The following is a 20,644-nucleotide window of genomic DNA, read 5'->3' as shown; positions in this document are numbered from 1 at the left end:
AGAACTGCCCCACCCGCAGACAATGGGCGACCGCCAGGCTCTGCGCGAACTTGTACTCACCGACCGCACTAACGGGGCAAACCTGAAGGTACAGACCGAAGGACAGGTTGCATTCTCACTGTCGCACTACAACGAAAGTGCATGGGATTATAACGGTGATGTTATGTGGAGCGAGAAACTTCACCCGTATGACCTGACACGTGACAACACTGTCTACGCACACTTCGACTACTGGCAGCGCGGACTGGGCAACAACAGTTGTGCCGGTGATTCCTGTCTGCCGCAGTACGAGTGCCCGACATGGGGTTCATACACCTACACACTGCGTCTGACACCATCGACCGTGAACGAATAACCTAACAAAAAGCGGTCCGGCGCTGGCCGGAAGCATTTAAGACAAATACAAACATCCAGGTCCGCCTGTACGCGTGTTGCGTGCGGGCGGATTTTTTGTATCGGTCGCCTCATATTCTTCCTTTACGCCTTTTACGGTTCAGTAAAAATCCTATGAGGATGGGGTTCAGTAAAAAAAACAGCGACTTCAATGCCGTAAACGAAAATAATATGAGGCACTTACAGATTTTCAGTATCCAGTGATTTTTTCGTCTGAGTTTTCTGTTCTACCCCAAAAAATAAGCGAATATTTGCGGGCTGACTCTCCTTCGGACGCGAATACGCGAGAAATAAGATACATACGCAAAATATTGAACATCAAAGACTTACATTTGAAGACAATTTTTCTATCGTGCAATAAGCACCGTTTCAGCACGTGATACAGCCCATATCATGGCCTGAAACGCACAATATCACACCCTGATACAAACGTAATCAGCCCCTCAAACAGGCATTATCAGAATGCAGAGTGAATTATCCTGCACTCCACTACAGGGTATACTACAAGTCCGTACGGCATGAAGTGGCCTCTCTTATGTCGTATTTAACAATTCCTCACATCTCTTTCGCAAAAAATTTTTGTCAAAAAAAAGTCAAGAAAAACTGTAAGTCCGTCGCCCGGGTTTTCTTTTAAAAAGCCGACATGACGCACAGTGAGACACCCGGAAAACATACACCCTTTTTATGGTGAGGATTTATCGGTTGTAACAACGTGAGTTTATCATAACATGAGGCAAAACCGGTCACAGTTTATACCATCCGCGTTGCCGGGAATAGTTCAGTCATTCCGTGATTCTTCATGAATAAAACCCAGCCTCACAGCATTTCTGCCGGGCAGTTTCTACAGACACGACAAAATCGCATACAATCGCCGAAAACACCGTTAAAGACACAATAAAACAAGACAAAAACACGTTAACAATAAAAACCTATAACTGATATGAAAACCTGTAACATTCTCCGCCCTCTGGCACTATTGTGCCTGATGCTCAACGTCATGAGCGCCTACTCACAGAACAAATACAGATGGACCGACGAACTTGCCCTGCTCCGTTCCATCGACCGGCTGCCCGAATACCGCAGCGGATGCCTCATCGAGCAATTCTCAAGCTACGACCGCACATGGGGCAACGACGACGGTTTTTCCGGAAAATACTCCTATCTGCGCAAGGAAGACGGCAAACTCGTGATAGCCGAGATGAAAGGCGCCGGCGTCATCAACCGCATCTGGACGCCTACTCCCAACGACAACATGCTCTGTTTCTACTTCGACGGAAAGAAAGATCCGGGCCTCCGCATCCGTTTCTCCGATCTGTTCTCCGGCAAAGTATTCCCGTTCGTCAAACCCGTATGCGGCAACGAGGTGGGCGGCTACTACTGCTATCTGCCCATCACCTATGCCAAGTCGTGCAAGATAGTGATGGAAGGCGAAGGACTGCAGTTCATTCAGATACAATACCGCCAACTGCCCGGCACCAAGGTAGAGACATACGACGGCACATTCACCGATGCCGACAAGGCTCTGCTCAATGATGTCTGCAACACATGGGCAGCCACAAGTCCGCAGGCCGACACTTATTCAAACGGCCGTTCAGCCGGTACGACCGTAAGCGAAAAGACCATCACCCTGAAGCCGGGCGACGAAGTGACATGCTTTGAGAGCAATGTCCCGGGACGCATCACGGGAATAGAGATAGACGGCGGAACTGCCTTTGAAGGTCCGGACAAGAACATCATACTCAGCGCCCGGTGGGACGACGACAAGACCGAAGCCATCTGCGCACCCATGGCCGACTTCTTCGGCTACGCATACGGACGGCCCGCCATGCGCAACATACTCATGGGCCGCAGCGGATACACCAACTACTGCTACCTGCCCATGCCTTACGACAAGTCTGCGCAGCTGAAGCTCATTTACCGCCGCACGGAAGGCACACAACAGCCACCGGTATCCGTAAGAGTGAAAATACATCACAACACCACCGCCCGCGACGCCAAGACCGAAGGCAAGTTTTATTCTTCATGGCGACGCACGCGCACTCCGTTAGGCGAATACCACACATTCCTCAACACCAAAGGCAAGGGCCACTACGTCGGCACCATACTCCTTGCACAGGGTCTGCGCTCCGGCATGACCACATTCTTCGAAGGCGACGACAGCACCTACGTAGACGGCAGAATGCGTATGCACGGCACCGGCTCGGAAGATTACTTCAACGGCGGATGGTATGCGCTGCTCGACCGTTGGGACCGCGGCCACAGCATGCCCATACACGGATGTCTCGACTACTCGTTGCAGATGTCGCGCACCGGCGGCTACCGCTTCTTCATAAGCGACAAGCTGACCTTTGACAAGGAGATTTTCCACGGAATAGAACATGGCGATGTGAACAACTCCTATCCGGTTGACTACACGTCGCTGGCCTTCTACTACTCCGACACGGCGCCAGACAGCCGCATGCAACCTGCCGGCGACCTGCTGAAAGAATACCAGCCAGGCAGACACACATTCTATCCGCAGCTCATGGAGATTACGCCCGACGGCGACATACAGATAAACAACGACCGCGGACTACGCATAAGCACCGGCAACAGCGGCAATCTTCGCATACTGCTCAACGACATACCTGAGGGCCGCTATAAGCTATATATGAGCTATCACGAGACGTCTGCCGGCACTGGATTCCAGATATGGCAGCGTCAGAAACTCATTACTGACTGGCGCGAATCGCACAACGACACTGACACCTATCGCGAAGATGTCTATATGGGCGAAATAGAACTGACCGCACAGGACAATTCCATCACGGTGCACATAGCAAAGAACGACAACGGCAACAGCCTCATCGTAGGCACCGTGACGCTCGAAAGAATGTAAGAAAAACTGCATACGGTATGTGCACTCATGCCTTGCCCGTAAATCAAAAAGCAGGGCATGAGACCATACGCCGCAAAATAGATAACAAATAAATCTACGAAAACATTCCGAACAGACGGCTTATTCACCTTTTCTACACTTATTTCCCTCACAAACAGCCGTCTTTCGGAATATTTTCGTAGATTTGTAGAAGCTACAATAACAATGCAAACAGAATCTGTCCGTGAGGCCGCAGATACCACAAACGCAACAATAATACAATACACATAGTATCAGCTGATACAATTCATTCAACCCATAAACCATAAAACAAAATTCCTATGGAAAAATTTCTGTTTATTCTCATTACTCTGTTATTCACCATTGACGTACAGGCACAGGAAGAATATTCCTACAATCAGCTTATCGCTGCCATGAAGTGCAGGATGATAAAGATGGAGGCTGTGATGGATGTGAAAGAATCAAGTGAAACTTTTAATGACACCGACACGCCTGTCAGACTGACACTTGTGTATGGTGCGCAATCATCCGGCTATGCCAGCGACGACTACGTCTATCTTATGTACGAGACTCCGGACGGAACAGAGTGCAAGGATTGCAAGGGATTCATGGATTATCCCACAACAAAACTTACGGGCAAGCCAATTGATGGAGCAGAACCTTACATTAGTGTTTTTTACGGTAAGAACCAGATACTTAGTATCGGTAACATAAAGCCTGACCCCAACTCAAAGTCAAACATTACAAAATCTTATCACTATATTCAGGTTATCAACAAATCATCCGGCAGTGCTTCTTCATATTATATACGCAGTTGTGACTTCTACGACATCTCCAGCGGCAAAGAGAGACTCGTACTCAAAGGCTACCGTCCGTGGCAATACGACTACATCAACAATAACCTTCTCAGAGTATTCGCCGACAACATGCGCAAATACTATGAGTAGCTGTGGCCGACCGTCACACACCTACAGCATGGCTACAATCCGTTCACGCCATGCATATATACAATGCGGGGCAGACATGTCGTGAAGACTGTCCGCCCCGCATTTGCTGTCAGATGCGCAATCCCATACCGAACGACGCTGAATAGCACTTCGGCGCGCGACTCGTTTTCAGGAGAGGAGTGAGTCCCGCACGTCCGTATATCATCAGGCAACCGTAGCCCAGACGCATCTCAAGGTTGACTCCCAACGGATTGAGATTGATATCCTCTGTCTGTGTGTGCGTCTTTTTGTTTGCACGATATTTTGACTCGTCAGACATGCGCATGTCTATCGATGCTCCCAATCCGGCATAGAAACTTTTTCTCGACCACTCCATCATCACCGGCACACGTATAATGCTGTAGGTGATGTAGCTTTTCTTCACCTTGATATCCTCTTTCTCAACCAGTGACGACATGCCGTCGGTGGTTGTAAGAACATAGTTTCCCTGAAAGTGATTGTATGCCCAGGTTGTCTGCATGGCCGTTGTCAGTGCAAGATTACGGCCAAGCCTGAAAGCCACACTCGCCAGCGTGAATCCGAATTCCCACGACTTTGAGTCGCGTGTGTGCAAGGCAGTGCTTCCACTGAAGCCCATCGCTCCGTCCGACAGCAGATTGTAGCCCATGAAGAAAAACGGATAATGGCTCTCCATGGGTTTCCTGTTTTTACCCAATGTCTGCGGGATGAACGGCGACGTGACGTAAACCCGCTCCACCTCCTGTCCGTCGGTGAAACTCGTCTCATATGTGCGTGTGAGCTGTGTGCCATCGTTGTCGTAAACGCTTACGCGAGTTATGCCCGCAGAATCGTTCACGACTATCTGCCTGTTGTTCATGATGATGGTTGTGTCGGCCGGCTCCGAAGCCACTGCAGCGAGCGGCATCAGCACAGCCAGAAGTAGTGTTTTTCTCATATCCATATATTTTTTGTTTTACATTATTTTCTTGAATAGCACATTTTCATAATGTCGTCGGGCGACAGATCTCCTTCAATATAAATCACCGTACCGCGTCCTCCGCCGCTCTTGCTGAAAAGAATGTAGCGGTTGACGTTCTTCGCCGCCGGCGTCATCATGTAGTATCCGCTCACCACACGACCATCTTCCACCACCTCGCGTATCTTCTTCGCCTGACGGCGGTCGCCTTTCAGTATGGCTTCTATCTCCGCGGCGTTCTTCCGGTATATAAGACTCTTATACACTTTCAGCCGGTATCCCATCAGCGATGTGTTGTTCATCTCCACCATCTTGCTGCCGCGCTCATGGCCGAACCGGCGGAACACCTCGTCCACGCCGAGCCCCTTCTGAGCGCAGACAGGCAGAACTACCAGCAACATCAGCATTGCCGTAAACATGCGCACGAGCATTGTCTGTCGCCGTATGCCGGCATTATGGTTTGCATTGATGTGTTTCATATATATTGCTTTTTATTTCCATTGTTTTTTTACGTTATCATTCCGTCACATTTATACGTCTGCGCACTGCCCGCCACGGCCTTCAGTCGGCCATCATATCGAGTGCAGAGAACGAGTCTTCCTCGTCTGCCGACACCATCTGCAGTGCCTCCATGGCCTCACGTTCCACCACCTGACGGCTTGTATATACGCGGCCGTCTATCACGGCGTAGTTTTCGCGGCTGTCGGGTATGCCGGTCAGCAGCACCACGCCCACCACACAAGCCGCGGCCAGGAGTGCGGCCACCGCGACACGCACACTTCCGCGCCGCCTCATCGGCATCACGACAGCCTTATCCGGCACCTGTTTCTCAGTGTCTGCCGCCATGCGTTCTTCGTCCACATAGGCCATCATGGCACGACACGTACGCCATTCGTCTGGTATATCGTCGCCCGCCTGTCTGAAATACAGAGCCAGTTCACACTCTTCGGCAGCAGTGGTCTCGCCGTCGAAATATCGTTCTATCAGTGCCTCGATGTGTCGGTCCTTCTTTTTCATAGCTGTATGTGTTTTCTGAAAACCTTTTTATGTGTCAGCTGCGGTGCACTGCCGTAAGTCTGACAAACTCCTGACGGATTCTCATGCGCGCCCTCGACAGATTCTTGCGCAGGCTCTCTGCCGAGCAGCCCGTTATCTGCATTATCTCGCTGCTGTCGTATCCCTCTATCTCCTTCATGCGGAATATCATGCGCTGAAGATCGGGCAGACTCTCCACAATGCGCCTCACGAGGTCGGCCTCATCGCGTGCCTCCACCGCCGTTCCGTCGTCGCCGATGGGTTCACCCGTTGCGGCGCGTCCCTGTTCGTAGCGTCCGTGGCGCCAGCGGTCGTTGGCAAGATTGCGCATTATGGTGAAGGCGAGCGCACGGTGGCCACCCTCTCCGTCTATCGAGGCGCGCATGTTCCACAGCCTGAGCATCACTTCCTGCACCAGGTCTTCCGCAGCGTCTGCGTCGCCGGTAAGGCGGCAGGCAAGCTCTTTCAGCTCACCGCGCATGGGTATTATCGTGTTATTGAATTCGTCGGTTCTCATTTCGTCCTTCATAATTATAAACGATTGAAACAAAAAAACGTGACATCAGTATCACATTTTTTTCATTCTATCCCTATTTCTTCATTCCCCTGTCGGAACTTTTTCCCCATTCCACCTACGACCGCACAGTCTTTGCTGTTCATTTCTCAATAATTTTACCATCGGCAGTACATATTTATACAGTTCACCACACCCACAACCATCCACAGGACACTCCGTCGGGCCTCACGACAAAAGGCATCCGAAAAAATATAATATAACAAAACGAGACACGGCGTTATATTTTTTTGTACTTTTGCAGCAGATAAAACGTCACCCGACAACCGTCAGAAGGCACATCTCTGCCACGGTGACGCTTCAGAGTATGAATCTTATAAACAACAAACAGACTGAACAAGGCAACGTCTGCATAAACAGAATACGTATATGATACAATCAATGACCGGTTACGGCAAGGCAACCGCAGCCTGCAAAGGTAAGAAAATCCATGTGGAAATAAAGTCGCTCAACAGCAAGACCCTCGACCTTTCCACCCGCATAGCACCGCTCTACCGCGAGAAGGAAATGGAGATCCGACAGACAATAACGGCAAGACTGATACGCGGAAAAGTGGATTTCTCTATATGGATAGAGAAGGATGCCGCCACTGACGCCACACCGATAAACGCGGCTCTGGTGGAGAACTACTACCGCCAGATAAAGGAAATAGCCGCAACAACGGGAATACCCGAGCCGGAGGACTGGTTTCACACATTGCTGCGTCTGCCCGACGTGACAACAAAAACCGACGTGGAGGAACTCGATGACGAAGAGTGGAACACGGCGCGTGCGGCCATCGACGAGGCAATAGACAGGCTCATCGACTTCCGCAACCAGGAAGGAGCGGCACTGCAGAAGAAATTCACCGAGAAGATTGACAACATAGGAGCACTGCTCAAGAGCATCGAACCATACGAGAAAGCACGCGTGGAGAAGATCAAGGCGAGAATTGTAGAGGGTCTGAAGGCCATACCCGACGTGGAATACGACAAGAACCGCCTGGAGCAGGAACTGATATACTACATCGAGAAACTCGACATAAGCGAAGAGAAACAGCGTCTGGCAAATCACCTGACCTACTTCCGCGAGACCATGAACGAGGACGGCGGACAGGGAAAGAAGCTGGGCTTCATAGCACAGGAGATGGGACGCGAGATAAACACCACCGGAAGCAAGAGCAACAATGCCGAAATGCAGAACATCGTGGTGAAAATGAAGGACGAACTGGAACAGATAAAGGAGCAGGTGCTCAACGCACTCTGATAAACAACATGGCCGGTGCGACATGTCCGTGCAGACACGTACGCACCGCTGTAATATAAAAACACTGACACATGAACGACAATACGAAGACCGGAAAACTTATCATATTCTCCGCACCGAGCGGATGCGGAAAGAGCACTATCATAAGCTGGCTGATGAAACACGAGGAACTGCGTCTGGCATTCTCCATATCGTGCACAAGCCGCCAGCCGCGCGGAACTGAACAGAACGGAGTGGAATATTTCTTCATAACACCCGATGAGTTCCGCCGCCGCATTGAGAATGACGAGTTTCTGGAGTATGAGGAAGTTTACAAAGACCGCTTCTACGGCACTCTGAAAGAGCAAGTTGAGAAACAGTCGGCACAGGGCGACAACGTAGTGTTCGACGTTGATGTTAAAGGAGGATGCAACATCAAGAAGTTCTATGGCAACCGTGCCCTAAGCATTTTCATCCAGCCACCCTCGATAGACGAACTGCGCCGCCGTCTTGAAGGACGCGGAACGGATGCTCCGGAAGTGATAAACGACCGCATAGCACGCGCCGAATTCGAACTGTCGTTTGCTGGACAGTTTGACAAAGTGGTGGTGAACGACGACCTGCAGAAGGCCGAAGAAGAGACCATGGCTATCGTCAAGGAGTTCCTCGGACTCTGAACAGACGCTGTACACGGTGACAGTCACACACCGTATATGACAGCAAGACAACAGACTGGACACATGAAGAAAATACGCACAGGACTCTACGGCGGCTCGTTCAATCCCATACACAACGGCCACATAGCCATAGCACGGCAGATGATAGAGAAAGTCGGGCTGAACGAAGTGTGGTTCATGGTGTCGCCGCAGAACCCTCTGAAGGAGCGCGACACACTGCTCGACGATGCAAAACGGCTGGAGATGGCGCGCAGGGCACTCGAGGGACAGCCACATCTGAAGGCCTGCGACTACGAGTTCGCACTGCCGCGGCCGTCGTACACGTGGCATACGCTTCAGTCTCTGTGGCGCGACTATCCCGACAGAGAGTTTGTGCTGATGATTGGCGCCGACAACTGGGCGCACTTCGGCCGCTGGTATCATGCCGACGACATAATGCGTACGTGCAACATTCTTATATATCCGCGCCGCGGATACGACGTGGACGCGCTGTCGTTGCCGTCCTGCGCACAGCTTGTTGACACAGGTCTGTATGACGTGAGTAGCACCGAGATAAGGCAACTCATAAAAGAAGGCCGGGATATCAGCCGTCTGGTGCCGGCAGACATAGTGGACATGGCCGAAAAATACTATGGCACCACGGCAGCCGTATAAGCTCCGGACACCTGCCGCAGACAACATTCCGACATAACACCCCGCACACACCCCGACACGCCGCACGCACGGCGGAATACACCACATCATGAAAAACGCCGGCAGCAAGGCTGTATCGGGATTGTAACAGAAGTGTAGCATAATTGTAGTATGTTTATCCGACCTTTGCAGAAAATATACAACAAACTATGGCAAACAGTACAAGCAGCAAGAAAAAAGCACAGGAAAGTTATATCGACCGCGACATAAGCTGGATGTATTTCAACCGCCGCATACTGCAGGAGGCAACCCGACAGAACGTCCCGTTGCTGGAACGTCTGAGCTTTCTCGGCATCTACTCAAACAATCTCGACGAATTCTTCAGAGTACGCATGGCAACGCTGAGCCGCATTGCCGAGTGTGAGGACAAGACCCTGAGAAAGGAGAAGGAGCATGCACAGAAGCTGATAAAACGCATAAACAAGCTGAACAACACTTACGCCAAAGAATATGAGGAAGCAATAGCCGACGTCACACAGCGTCTGCGAGACGAACACATATTCCTGCTCAACGAGAACGAGTTGGACGAACAGCAGCAGAAGTACGTCAGATTGTTCTTCCGGCAGAAGCTCAGCGGCTTTGTAAGCCCCGTGTGGATAACTGCTGCCAAACAGCTGACCGACGAAACGGACGAAAGCATATACCTCGGCGTGAAGATGAACGCCGAAGGCAAGAAATCGAGCGACTACGCCCTGATAGAACTGCCGGTGTCGGTGAGCGGACGATTTGTCCGACTGCCAGACAGGGAGGAGAACAAATATCTGATGTATGTGGACGACGTGATACGCTACTGTCTGCCGTTCATTTTCGGCGGACTTGGATACACGCATTTCGAAGCCTACTCCTTCAAATTCACGAAGGATGCCGAGATGGAGATGGGCAACGACCTGCGCAACGGCATGTTGCAGAAAATCTCGAAGGGAGTGAAGAGCCGCAGAAAGGGCGACGCGCTGAGAGTGATCTACGACCAGAACATGCCGCGAGACCTGCAAAAGCGCATCATGAACCTGCTGAACCTCGACAAGCTCGACACTGTACTGGCCGGAGGACGCTATCACAACCATAAGGATCTGATGGCATTTCCCGACTGCGGACGCGACGATCTGAAGTATCCGGCATGGAAACCGATAGTACGCCCCGAGGTCAACAGCAGCCAGGAGAGTCTGCTGCGCCTTGTGCAAAGCGGCGACAGATTCATACACGTGCCATACCACAGCTTCGACTACTACATACGCCTGCTACAGGAAGCCGCCATACACAAGGAGGTGAAGAGCATCAAGACCACGCTTTACCGTCTGGCCAAGGATTCGAAGGTAGTAAAGGCTCTCATCGGAGCAGCACGCAACGGCAAGAAGGTGACGGTGGTCATAGAGTTGCTGGCACGTTTTGACGAGGCATCGAATATCAACTGGTCGAAGAAGATGCAGGATGCAGGCATACACGTGATATTCGGAGTGGAAAATCTGAAGGTACACTCGAAGATAACACATATCGGAATGAAGAACGGCAGCGACATAGCATGCATAAGTACAGGCAACTTCCATGAAGGAAATGCACGTGTCTATACCGACTATATGCTCATGACTGCGGCGAAGAACGTTGTGAGAGATGTCAACTCTGTATTTACATTCATCGAGAAACCTTATATTCCCGTTACATTCAAGGAACTGCTCGTATCGCCAAACGAGATGAAAAAGAAGTTTATCAGACTGATAAACAACGAGATAAAGAACAAACAGCAGGGCAAACCGGCATACATAAAGGTGAAGATAAATCACATAACAGAGCCGGAGATGGTGAAGAAACTGTACGAGGCATCGGAGAATGGTGTGAAGATAGACCTGCTGGTTCGCGGCAACTGTTCGCTCGTGACAGGCATTCCGGGGAAAAGCGACAACATACGCATCTGCGGAATAATAGACCGTTATCTGGAACATTCACGCATATACATATTCGCCAACGGTGGAGAGAAGAAATGCTTCATTGGTTCGGCCGACTGGATGCCGCGCAACCTGGACAACCGCATTGAGGTGGTAACGCCTGTATATGACGAAAAAATAAAGGAGGATCTGGAAAGAGTGATAGACTACGGCCTGCGCGACACAATGCAGGGACGCCTTGTCGACGGCACGGGAGAGAACAGACCTTGGACAACAGAGGACGGAGCAATATTCAGATCGCAGGAAGAACTTTATAAATATTACAAGGAACAACAGGCTGCAGATGCGTGAGCCTCAGCCTGAAACACAAAACAACGAAAGATATGTGCAACAAAACGACTGATACAGAAAAGAAATGTTACGCGGCAATAGACATTGGATCTAATGCTGTGCGACTGCTTATAAAGAAAGAAGACGATGATGAGAATCTGGTAAGCAAACGCCTCACGAAGGCTCTGCTGCTGCGTGTGCCATTGCGGTTGGGATTTGATGTCTTCTCACTTGGTGAGTTATCGGAGAAGAAAGCGAAGAACCTCAGACGACTGATGAAGGCCTTCCGCCAGCTCATGAAGATATATGAGGTGACAGACTACCGCGCCTGCGCCACCTCTGCCATGAGAGACGCACGCAACGGAAAAAGCGTGATAAAGAAGATACTGAAGGATTCTGACATCAACATAGAGATCATAAACGGTCAGGAGGAGGCGCGCATCATATACAACAACCACATAGAATGTCTTGAGGACCGTACGGGTAACTACATCTATGTGGACGTGGGCGGTGGCAGTACAGAGATAAACCTGCTGACAAACGGACAGCTGGTGCAGTCGCTCTCATACAACATCGGTACAGTGAGAATGCTCAGCGGCGCAGTGAAGGACGAGACATGGGAGACCATGAAAAATGACCTGAAACGACTAACTGCCGACTTCGACAACATAAACATAATAGGTTCTGGCGGTAACATCAATAAACTGTACCGCATGTCGGAGAAGAAGGACAAGAAGAAACAGCGTCTGCCGGTAAGCGAACTCAAGGCTCTCTACGAAATGCTGGAGCCTCTCACGCCGGAACAACGCATGAAGGAATATGCTCTTAAAGCCGACCGCGCCGACGTTATCGTGCCGGCTGCAAAGATATTCCTCACCATTGCAGACACAGTAAAGGCCGAATATGTACACGTACCGGTGATAGGTCTGGCCGACGGAATAATAGACAGCCTGTACGCTAAAGACCACTGCGGCGACAAGGAACAGGCCTGACCGTTGCGGAAAGAGGTCTCGACACCTCAATTCCATAAGAAAAACAACGGAACAAAGACATACAATAATACCATATATACACTCATACCGAAACGGTTGGCGGAACAAATAGCATGACAGCTCTGCCAACCGTTTCGGCTTTTTGTTTCCATAGAAAAACGCAAAAACACAGAACCGTTCAACAAACCGTATTGCATCAGAATACGAAAAAAACGGCATGTCCTCATTCTTTAAGGGCGGAATGGACTTTTCCCGTTTTTTTTACTAACTTTGTAATCGGAACCCCACAACCAGAAAGGTTGTATTTTCCATCATTGTGTATGTATCTCTGCTGACGGCAGAAAGTGAAATCAAAACTCCATACAAAATGAACACAGACTCTAATATGCCCAAACAACAGGTCATAGTATCGCTGACCTCATTTCCGGCAGCGATACCCTATGCAGCAAAAGCCATACAGTCTGTCCTGAACGGCTCCGTGCTCCCGGACAAGATTGTGCTGTATCTCACTTTCTCACAGTTCGGCGAAGACGGTGTTCCCAAGGAACTGACAAGCATGTCTGAGCATAACCCCGTGTTTGAAATAAGAAACTACGACACCGACATAAGGTCGTACAGAAAACTGATTCCGGCACTCAAGGACTTTCCTGACGCAGTGATAGTGACGATAGACGATGACGTGGCATATCACAGACACATGCTTCGCGATCTGCTCAGGCTGCATGCAGAGATGCCGGACGCTATTCTGGCCCACCGCGCCAAGCTCATGAAGCCGGGCCGTCCCTACCGCACATGGAGAAAATACAGATGGTATCACTTCCTGACAAAGCGCATACACCGCAGCTACAGAAACATACAGACGGGTGTGGGAGGTGTGCTTTATCCGCCCGGAGCACTGAAAAAAGAGATGCTCGATGTAGAGTTGTTCACACGCATAGCGCCTACAACAGACGACATATGGTTCTGGGCAGCAGGCGTGGCCAACGGCAGATGTGTGGTGCCGGTGCCTTTCGGACACAACAAACCCAAGGGAGTGAATAAGCCGCGGGAGCTGTCGCTCAAGACGGTGAACTTCAAGACCGGTACCGACAGAAATGCGGCCGCACTGAAAGCCATAATAGATGAGTATCCGGAAATAGGTCGGAGACTAGAGGAGGACATTCACGCAAACCAATAAGACAGAAATGTATAACGGACAGAAAATAATTGTTTCGCTGACATCTTTCCCTGCGGCAATACCTTATGCGGTGCAGGCCATACGCTCAGTACTGGAAGGTACGGTGCTGCCAGACAGGATTGTGCTGTATCTGGACACGCAGAAGTTTCCGGAAGAGAAACTCCCGCAGGAACTCGAAGAGCTGAAACGCGAATGTGACATATTTGAAGTGAGATTCGATCCGGCAGAAATCAGATCGTACAAGAAGCTCATACCGGCACTGAGGGACTTCCCTAACGACGTGATAGTGACCATCGACGACGACATATACTACCACGCCAACATGCTGCGCGACCTGCTCAAGCTGCACAAACGGCTGCCGGATGCCATCATAGCCCACCGCGTCAGAAAAGTGCAGTTAGGCGTTCCATACAAGAAGTGGAGAAAATACAAGTGGTATGACTTCATTCTCAGACGTCATCACTTCGACCATCATGCAATGCAGACCGGTGTGGGCGGCGTGCTGTATCCGCCCCACTCGCTCGACGAGACTATGCTCGACGCAGAGATTTATATGAAACTGGCTCCGACCAATGACGACGTATGGTTCTGGGCGGCGGCCGTATCGCGTGGCACTTATGTCGTGCCGTTGCCCAACGGACGCAGTCATACGCACGAGATTGGCAAGCCAAGGGAGTTCGCACTGAAGACCGTTAATCTGAAACCGGGCGACGACCGCAACCGTGAAGCACTCGAAAATATTCTCAAACATTATCCTGACGTAAGACGCAGAATAGAGCACACAAAGTGATAAAACAACAATGCATGCCGGCAATGGAGACAACGCCGGACTTGCTGTCAAAGCTATGAGAAATGGAATATAAACTTTTGGCAATCAGCACTGAGAAACAGGTAAACATCGGCGACTATATACAAGCCTTGGCTGCGGCGCAGTTTCTTCCCGCGAAAGACGGCTTCATACAAAGAGAGAAGCTGAAAGACTACGACGGCGCAAGATGCAGGATGATAATGAACGGATGGTATATGCACCATCCGGAGCAATGGCCGCCGTCGGAGAAGATAGATCCGCTGTTTGTCGCATTCCACATAAACGTATCGGCAAAGGACGCCATGCTATCGGAAGATAGCATCAGTTATCTGAAAAAACACGAGCCGATAGGATGCAGAGATTTTTATACGAGAGACATGCTGAGGGAAAAAGGCGTGGACGCCTACTTCTCCGCATGCCTGACGCTGACGCTTGGAATGACCTACAAGGCGGAGGAAAGAGAAGACAAATGCTATTTCGTCGATCCCTTCATCCCGAAAAAGAAGAAAGTATATGATGAGATATACAACACTCTGTGGATGCTGTCGCACCGGAGTAAATGGAATACCATCGGAAGAATAGCAGAAAAGATGCCCAGCAAGAAGGGTTTCAAGAAGCGCATACACGCATGCCGTTTCTACCGTGCGTACATAAAACTGTTCACAGAAGAAACACTGCTGGAGGCCGAATACATATCACAGAGAAACAAAGGCTATCTGTCGAAATTCAACACAGACAGCGAACGTCTGGCTGAAGCAGAACGGCTTGTCAGAAAATACGCCAAGGCCAGGCTGATAGTGACGTCAAGAATACATTGCGCCCTGCCTTCCCTGGGACTGGAAACGCCGATAATTCTTACAGACAGCGCAGGTATGTCGGAAAAGAAAAAATGCAGAATGGGAGGACTGCGCGAACTGTTCAACATAATAAGTTTCAGCAGTAACGGCTTTGAAACGAACTTCCGGTTTGACAAGAACAAGAAGATATCAATATCCAACGTGCCTGCAAACAAAGTCTCATGGAGGAACTACGCCGACACGTTGATAAAAACCTGCAAGAGTTTCATAGCCAAGGAAAATTCATAATACGACGGATCAGAAACAGATTCCGATATTCAAAATCATTCGAAAATATGGACATGGACATAAATATGGTGTATCTCTGGGTTGACGGGAACGACCCTGCGTGGCAGGCAAAACGCAATGCTCTGATAGGCATGCCGGACGAAAACAGCCCCGTAAACTGCAAAGGACGATACGCAAACAACGATGAGCTGAAATACAGTCTGCGGTCGGTGGAGCAGTATGCGCCGTGGATAAAGAAGATATTCATTGTGACCGACAACCAGATACCCGAATGGCTGGACACGAACAATTCTAAAGTGAAAATCATAGACCACCGTGAAATAATGCCACCGGAGAGTCTGCCTTGCTTCAACTCCAGCCTGATAGAGCATTTCCTGTACCGCATACCGGGACTGGAGGAACATTTTCTGATAGCCAACGACGACACGTTCATTAATAAAAACGTATCGCCGGAGGATTTCTTCACACCGGACGGCCGGCCGATTATACGTCTCACACGCAAGCCTTTAAGAAAACTGAGATGGTTCTGGCGTGAGAAGATACGCAAGAAACCGCTGAAAAACTACAGCAGTATGATTGCCCGCTCATCTGAGATGGTGGAAAAAAAGTTCGGACATTATTACTCAGGAATGCCCCACCACAACATAGACGCTTACCTGAAAAGCGATTACAGGCGGATGGTGGAGGATGTATTCTGTGACGAATTCAAGACAAACAACCTCAATAAAATAAGAAGTGACAACGATGTGCACCGTAGTGTGATTTCCTATGCCATACTTGCCATGAAACACGGAATACTCCGCTATGTGACACAAGAGGAGTCGATGCATGTGATGATACACAAGGAAAGACATTATGCAAGACTTGACAGAAAACGTCCGATGCTTTTCTGCATGAACGACTCGGAATATGCCACAGACGAAGACCGGATGAGGGAGAAAGCATATCTGGAGAAACGCTTCCCGAAGAAAGCGTCGTTTGAGAAATAAGGGCACGATAGACATTCAGCGGGATTGGATTGGCAGCAACAGAAGGCCGCGGATCCAATCCCTTATCTGTGCCGTAGAGTTCTGCTGAAAGAGAATCAATCAGGGTACTTACAGATTTTAAGTATCCGGCGGTTTTTCGGTCTGAGTTTTCTGTTCTACCCCGAAAAATAAGCGAGAATTTGCGGGCTGACTCTCCTTCGGGCGCAAATTCGCGAATTCTGAGAGGATTACACAAAATATTGAACATCAATAGCTTACAATCAACAACCATTTTTCCGACCTGCAATAAGCACCGTTTCGGCATGCGATATTGCCCATATCAGGGGCTGAAATGCTTAATATCATGCCGTGATATGGACTTAACCGGACCATAAAACAGGCATTATCGGAACGCGAATTGAATTATTCCGACCTACGTCATAGGGTATATGAAAAGACCATTCTATATGAAATGCCCTTTATTGTATGTGATTTAACATCTGTTCACATCTCTTTTGCGATTTTATTTTGTCAAAAAAAAGTCAAGAAAAACTGTAAGTATGTCGTCCGAGTTTTCTTTAAAAAAGCCGGAATGAGCCGCAAGAGAAAACACGGACAGTTTGCACCGACCCGGCGGCGATGAATCATCGGTTGTGGGAACAGGCCTTTAACATGAGAAAAAGCGCTCTCACGCTTTATACCGTCATGCATTGCCGGCAGGTTATGCATCAGTGCCCGGCAGTTCAAGAATAACAGTAAAAGCCCACAACGACTCCTCTTGGACGGAATAAGAACCATAAAAAATGTGTCCGATATATGATTGCACTATTTAAGCAAATCGCATATCGGACACATTGTTTATCTTATATTGTCTCACACAATATTCAGTCTGTCACTCCTTAATGTCGTTCAGATCGTAGCGGTCGAAGTATCCCATATCCCTCAGGGTGTTGATGCGGGCACGTCCGCGGGCACGTTTGGCGAGAAATTCCTCGTATGATTTCACCGCGTAATGATTTATTCGGATTACGTCCTGCTGTGGAACGCGGTCGCGGAAACCTTTCTTCAACGGCACACCGTGCGAATCGGCAGCCCGGCCGGATATGCGCGCCGCCTCATGACATCCGGTCATCGTGCATACACGTCGCGGATCGGCAATGCTCTTTACATGCGTGTTCAGCCTGTGTTCAGGCAGCGAATGACATCTGAATCGCTCCATTACACCGCCCGGTTCGCGCTTTTTCGCACCACCGCTTCCATAGACCAGCCAGTTTATCTCCACAACGGAGAACTTCTCCATCCGGTGAAGGAAATCGGGAATACTACGGTCTTTTATCGGAACAATGAATTCGTCGAGATCTATCACGGCTATCCAGCGTGCCTCGGTTCTGTGGGTCTCAAAGCAATGATCGTATGCAGGAAGCTGCTGTTTGCTGCCGGGCCAATAATGATATTCCACCAGTCCGGACTCAACATACGGTTTCAGGGCGTCTTTCGTGCAGTCGGTGCTCTCATTATCATATATGTAGAACTTCTCCACTCCCATCTTGTGATGCCATTCAATCCACTCCTTGAAATAAGGACCTTCGTTCTTTGCTATGGCACATACCGTCAGATAATACTTCGGCGGCGTATGATCGCGTCTCATACGGTACTTCAGTCTTATCGCCTTCCAAAATCCGTAACGGAGTATGCCACGCCATTTGTTGCGCGTCATCTTATGAGGTATCACTCCGGCAATTATTTCCGCAAATACTTTATCCATACCTTTCTGCAACTAAGTTGTTATTCAGGAACGCCCTATAGCTCGAAACTCGACTTCTCTGGAAGAATGCTCTCAAACGCGTTGCGTATATTCTCCATCACCTGTTCGTAATTGCGGATGTGCACATTATCGTTCAGACATATCAGAGAATACGACTGATTGTATATCGCACGCACCGCCTGCTTGGGTCTGATCATAAGCGGGAACATCTTTGTGTCGCTGTATGTGTTGTACGGTTCGAAGTTTCCGCGGCATATCTGCCATGTACGGAACAGCTCCGGAGTAAGGTCGTTCAGGGCACGGAATCTGTTGACGGATGTCTCGGTGAGTTCCTTTCCAGCCACGGCCCACACCTCTTCGAAGGTGCTTTTCAGATAAGGCTGGGCGTTGTGTGGCGTGCGCAGGGTGATAAACTTGCCGTAAGGTTTCAGTATATAATTCCAGCGCGCCCTCGAACCATAACTCTCATGGAACCACTTGTCATGATCACGCGCCATCACTTCTTTCTTGTCGAAGTAGCGGTTTATTATCTTCAGGTTGTTCTTTATCCTCCTGTACCACTGCGACCAAGACGGATTGTAGAGGAAAGTGGCAATATCACAAGGCAGTCCGTTCCTGAAAAAGCGCTCTGTCGTAATATTGTTGATGATATAGAAATCATCGTTGAAGTATACGAAATGTTCGGCCAGATCAGGTATCTTATGCAGATAACGCTCTATCACCACCGAATTATATGTGGGCAGGAATTCCTCCGGGATATAATCCTTATGGTTCACCAGGTTTATCTTCGGATTGTTCTCGTCAAGCCACTCAGGCTTTTGGCCACTGGTAACGAAATGTATCTTGCGCACCCACGGTGCAAACTTCTCCACTCCGCGGAACCAGTACTTCAGGAAACCATAATCACGGAAGCGTGCCTCCGACACTCCGTTCTTGGTGTTTTCCTTCTTACCGGAATACTTTGCAAAATCCGCTTGCCACTGCGGGTCGTCCATATCAACCCATGTAATCACAAAATCTATATCCATGATACAATAGAATTCCTAATTATATTTTACTCTGTGTTATTTTCATTCCTCCTGCTTTCTCGCATGTTTGAAACGCCGGTGTGTCCACAAATACAGTTCCGGCTGTCTCCGTATGGCCTCTTCGAGCATACGGAAATATATGGCTGTCAGTTCAAAGTCAGGCAATGACTTGGGGTCTTCGTGCATCCGCACATACTCAGCTTCATAAAAACCTCTTCTCACTCGCCTTACATTGAGAAACCATGCCTCAAATCCGTAATGCTTGGCTATCTTTTCCGTTCCTACCAGAACAGGCACTTCATGATTAAGGAAATGCAGGAAATAACGTGAGTCACGTTTCCGCGGCGACTGGTCGGCAATGAATCCGACAACACAGGTGCTGCCAGCCTTGGCCTGCTCGTTTATATAACGCGCTGTCTTGCGCATTTCCACGCACATAGCACCCATCCGTTCGCGGTTGCGCATCATCAGACGGTCCATACTCTCATTGCGCAGTTTGTGATATATTTCAGCCGAAGTAGTGCCTTTCTCAAAATACAAAGGCATAGAAGAACACCACTCCCAGTTGCCAAAATGTCCCATATAAAGAGCCACAGACTTTCCTTCGCGCTGTACGGCGTTGAATGTTTCCATATTGATGAACTTCATCCGCCGTCCCATCTCTTCACGCGAAATGGTTGTCATCTTGCACGTTTCGAGCAGATTATCCGCAAAGAAACGGTAGAACTTCTTCTCGATATCAATTATCTCACACGAGCTTTTCTCCGGGAAAGACTCCGTGAGATTCTTACGGACAATTGCCCGCCTGTACCGGAATATGTAATATATCAGAACATACAACACGTCTGATATGACATACATCACCCGGAAAGGGATATACGACAACAACTTCAAGAAAAAATACAGCAGATGATATGTCATATTTTCCTAAACGTTTTTTTTAATACACACTCAATTATTCCACCTACCGTCTGTCACAACGGAATGAAATGCCATGTACAGGCAAACAGACCATTTGGTGCACTATCATAAAATAGTCACCACGTCACACAATGCCTGTCCTACCTCATATAACGCCGGATGCGCCACACGCCAGTCTCCAAACTGCCACGCACTGATATGCCATCCGCAAACACACGATACGTGCTTCCGAATTTCCGACAAACTGAGGTTATATTAAGAATATGTTGCAAAAATAATCTAAAATTCCCATT

General features: G+C 49.2%; 19 protein-coding genes. 12 read left to right on the top strand and 7 right to left on the bottom strand.

All coding sequences use genetic code 11. The annotated features are described in order from the left end of the window. From WKT13_RS11790 to WKT13_RS11780, 3 genes are all read left to right on the top strand, one after another. On the top strand, positions 1–355 hold a 355-nt coding region (locus WKT13_RS11790), incomplete at its 5' end, for a hypothetical protein (protein ID WP_340324023.1). Between the two features lie 978 nt (positions 356–1,333). Continuing rightward, on the top strand, positions 1,334–3,271 hold the full coding sequence (locus WKT13_RS11785) for a glycoside hydrolase family 172 protein (RefSeq protein WP_445323602.1): 1,938 nt from the start codon (positions 1,334–1,336) through the stop codon (positions 3,269–3,271). Positions 3,272–3,591: 320 nt separating this feature from the next. After that, a complete protein-coding gene (locus WKT13_RS11780; protein ID WP_340324022.1) occupies positions 3,592–4,218 on the top strand; it encodes a hypothetical protein in 627 nt (208 codons plus the stop codon). Positions 4,219–4,327: 109 nt separating this feature from the next. Here WKT13_RS11780 and WKT13_RS11775 read toward each other — a convergent pair whose 3' ends face one another. The 4 genes from WKT13_RS11775 to WKT13_RS11760 all read right to left on the bottom strand — a co-directional run bounded on the left by WKT13_RS11775 (position 4,328) and on the right by WKT13_RS11760 (position 6,746). After that, on the bottom strand, positions 4,328–5,173 hold the full coding sequence (locus WKT13_RS11775) for a hypothetical protein (RefSeq protein WP_340324021.1): 846 nt from the start codon (positions 5,171–5,173) through the stop codon (positions 4,328–4,330). 23 nt (positions 5,174–5,196) lie between these two features. After that, positions 5,197–5,673, bottom strand: coding sequence for a DUF6108 family protein (locus WKT13_RS11770; RefSeq protein WP_340324020.1), 477 nt, complete (start codon positions 5,671–5,673; stop codon positions 5,197–5,199). A gap of 82 nt (positions 5,674–5,755) precedes the next feature. Further along, a complete protein-coding gene (locus tag WKT13_RS11765) occupies positions 5,756–6,211 on the bottom strand; it encodes a hypothetical protein (protein ID WP_340324019.1) in 456 nt (151 codons plus the stop codon). 34 nt (positions 6,212–6,245) lie between these two features. Next, entirely contained in the window at positions 6,246–6,746 is a 501-nt protein-coding gene (locus WKT13_RS11760) for an RNA polymerase sigma factor (protein ID WP_340324018.1), read from the bottom strand. A gap of 426 nt (positions 6,747–7,172) precedes the next feature. Here WKT13_RS11760 and WKT13_RS11755 point away from each other — a divergent pair, with 426 nt between their 5' ends. From WKT13_RS11755 to WKT13_RS11715, 9 genes are all read left to right on the top strand, one after another. Then, positions 7,173–8,048, top strand: coding sequence for a YicC/YloC family endoribonuclease (locus WKT13_RS11755; protein ID WP_340324017.1), 876 nt, complete (start codon positions 7,173–7,175; stop codon positions 8,046–8,048). 71 nt (positions 8,049–8,119) lie between these two features. After that, the gene (gene gmk, locus WKT13_RS11750) at positions 8,120–8,704 is read left to right on the top strand and encodes a guanylate kinase (protein WP_340324016.1); all 585 of its coding nucleotides are present in this window, start codon (positions 8,120–8,122) and stop codon (positions 8,702–8,704) included. Between the two features lie 63 nt (positions 8,705–8,767). Then, positions 8,768–9,358, top strand: a complete 591-nt coding sequence (nadD, locus tag WKT13_RS11745) for a nicotinate (nicotinamide) nucleotide adenylyltransferase (RefSeq protein ID WP_340324015.1) — start codon at positions 8,768–8,770, stop codon at positions 9,356–9,358. 188 nt (positions 9,359–9,546) lie between these two features. Further along, complete coding sequence (locus WKT13_RS11740) at positions 9,547–11,628, top strand: RNA degradosome polyphosphate kinase (protein WP_340324014.1); 2,082 nt, start codon at positions 9,547–9,549, stop codon at positions 11,626–11,628. Positions 11,629–11,660: 32 nt separating this feature from the next. Next, a complete protein-coding gene (locus WKT13_RS11735; protein WP_298617676.1) occupies positions 11,661–12,599 on the top strand; it encodes a Ppx/GppA phosphatase family protein in 939 nt (312 codons plus the stop codon). Positions 12,600–12,966: 367 nt separating this feature from the next. Then, positions 12,967–13,776 (top strand): glycosyltransferase, encoded by an 810-nt coding sequence (locus WKT13_RS11730; RefSeq protein WP_294461529.1) that lies wholly within the window; start codon positions 12,967–12,969, stop codon positions 13,774–13,776. 7 nt (positions 13,777–13,783) lie between these two features. Then, the gene (locus WKT13_RS11725; protein WP_340324013.1) at positions 13,784–14,566 is read left to right on the top strand and encodes a glycosyltransferase; all 783 of its coding nucleotides are present in this window, start codon (positions 13,784–13,786) and stop codon (positions 14,564–14,566) included. Positions 14,567–14,628: 62 nt separating this feature from the next. Further along, the gene (locus tag WKT13_RS11720; RefSeq protein ID WP_340324012.1) at positions 14,629–15,669 is read left to right on the top strand and encodes a polysaccharide pyruvyl transferase family protein; all 1,041 of its coding nucleotides are present in this window, start codon (positions 14,629–14,631) and stop codon (positions 15,667–15,669) included. A gap of 47 nt (positions 15,670–15,716) precedes the next feature. Next, complete coding sequence (locus tag WKT13_RS11715) at positions 15,717–16,658, top strand: stealth family protein (RefSeq protein WP_340324011.1); 942 nt, start codon at positions 15,717–15,719, stop codon at positions 16,656–16,658. Positions 16,659–17,529: 871 nt separating this feature from the next. Here the strand turns inward: WKT13_RS11715 and WKT13_RS11710 are convergent. Genes WKT13_RS11710 through WKT13_RS11700 form a run of 3 tightly spaced genes read right to left on the bottom strand, consistent with a single transcriptional unit; the run spans position 17,530 to position 20,351 of the window. Further along, complete coding sequence (locus tag WKT13_RS11710) at positions 17,530–18,402, bottom strand: glycosyltransferase family 92 protein (protein ID WP_340324010.1); 873 nt, start codon at positions 18,400–18,402, stop codon at positions 17,530–17,532. A 35-nt stretch (positions 18,403–18,437) separates the two neighbouring features. Further along, entirely contained in the window at positions 18,438–19,430 is a 993-nt protein-coding gene (locus tag WKT13_RS11705) for a Stealth CR1 domain-containing protein (protein ID WP_340324009.1), read from the bottom strand. Between the two features lie 42 nt (positions 19,431–19,472). Beyond that, complete coding sequence (locus WKT13_RS11700) at positions 19,473–20,351, bottom strand: lysophospholipid acyltransferase family protein (RefSeq protein WP_340324008.1); 879 nt, start codon at positions 20,349–20,351, stop codon at positions 19,473–19,475. Positions 20,352–20,644 lie beyond the last annotated feature (293 nt).

The organism is Prevotella sp. HCN-7019 (assembly GCF_037890215.1).
Taxonomy (GTDB): Bacteria; Bacteroidota; Bacteroidia; order Bacteroidales; family Bacteroidaceae; genus Prevotella.
The sequence above is the reverse complement of the archived record's forward strand: the minus strand, read 5'-3'. Positions and strand labels throughout refer to the sequence as shown.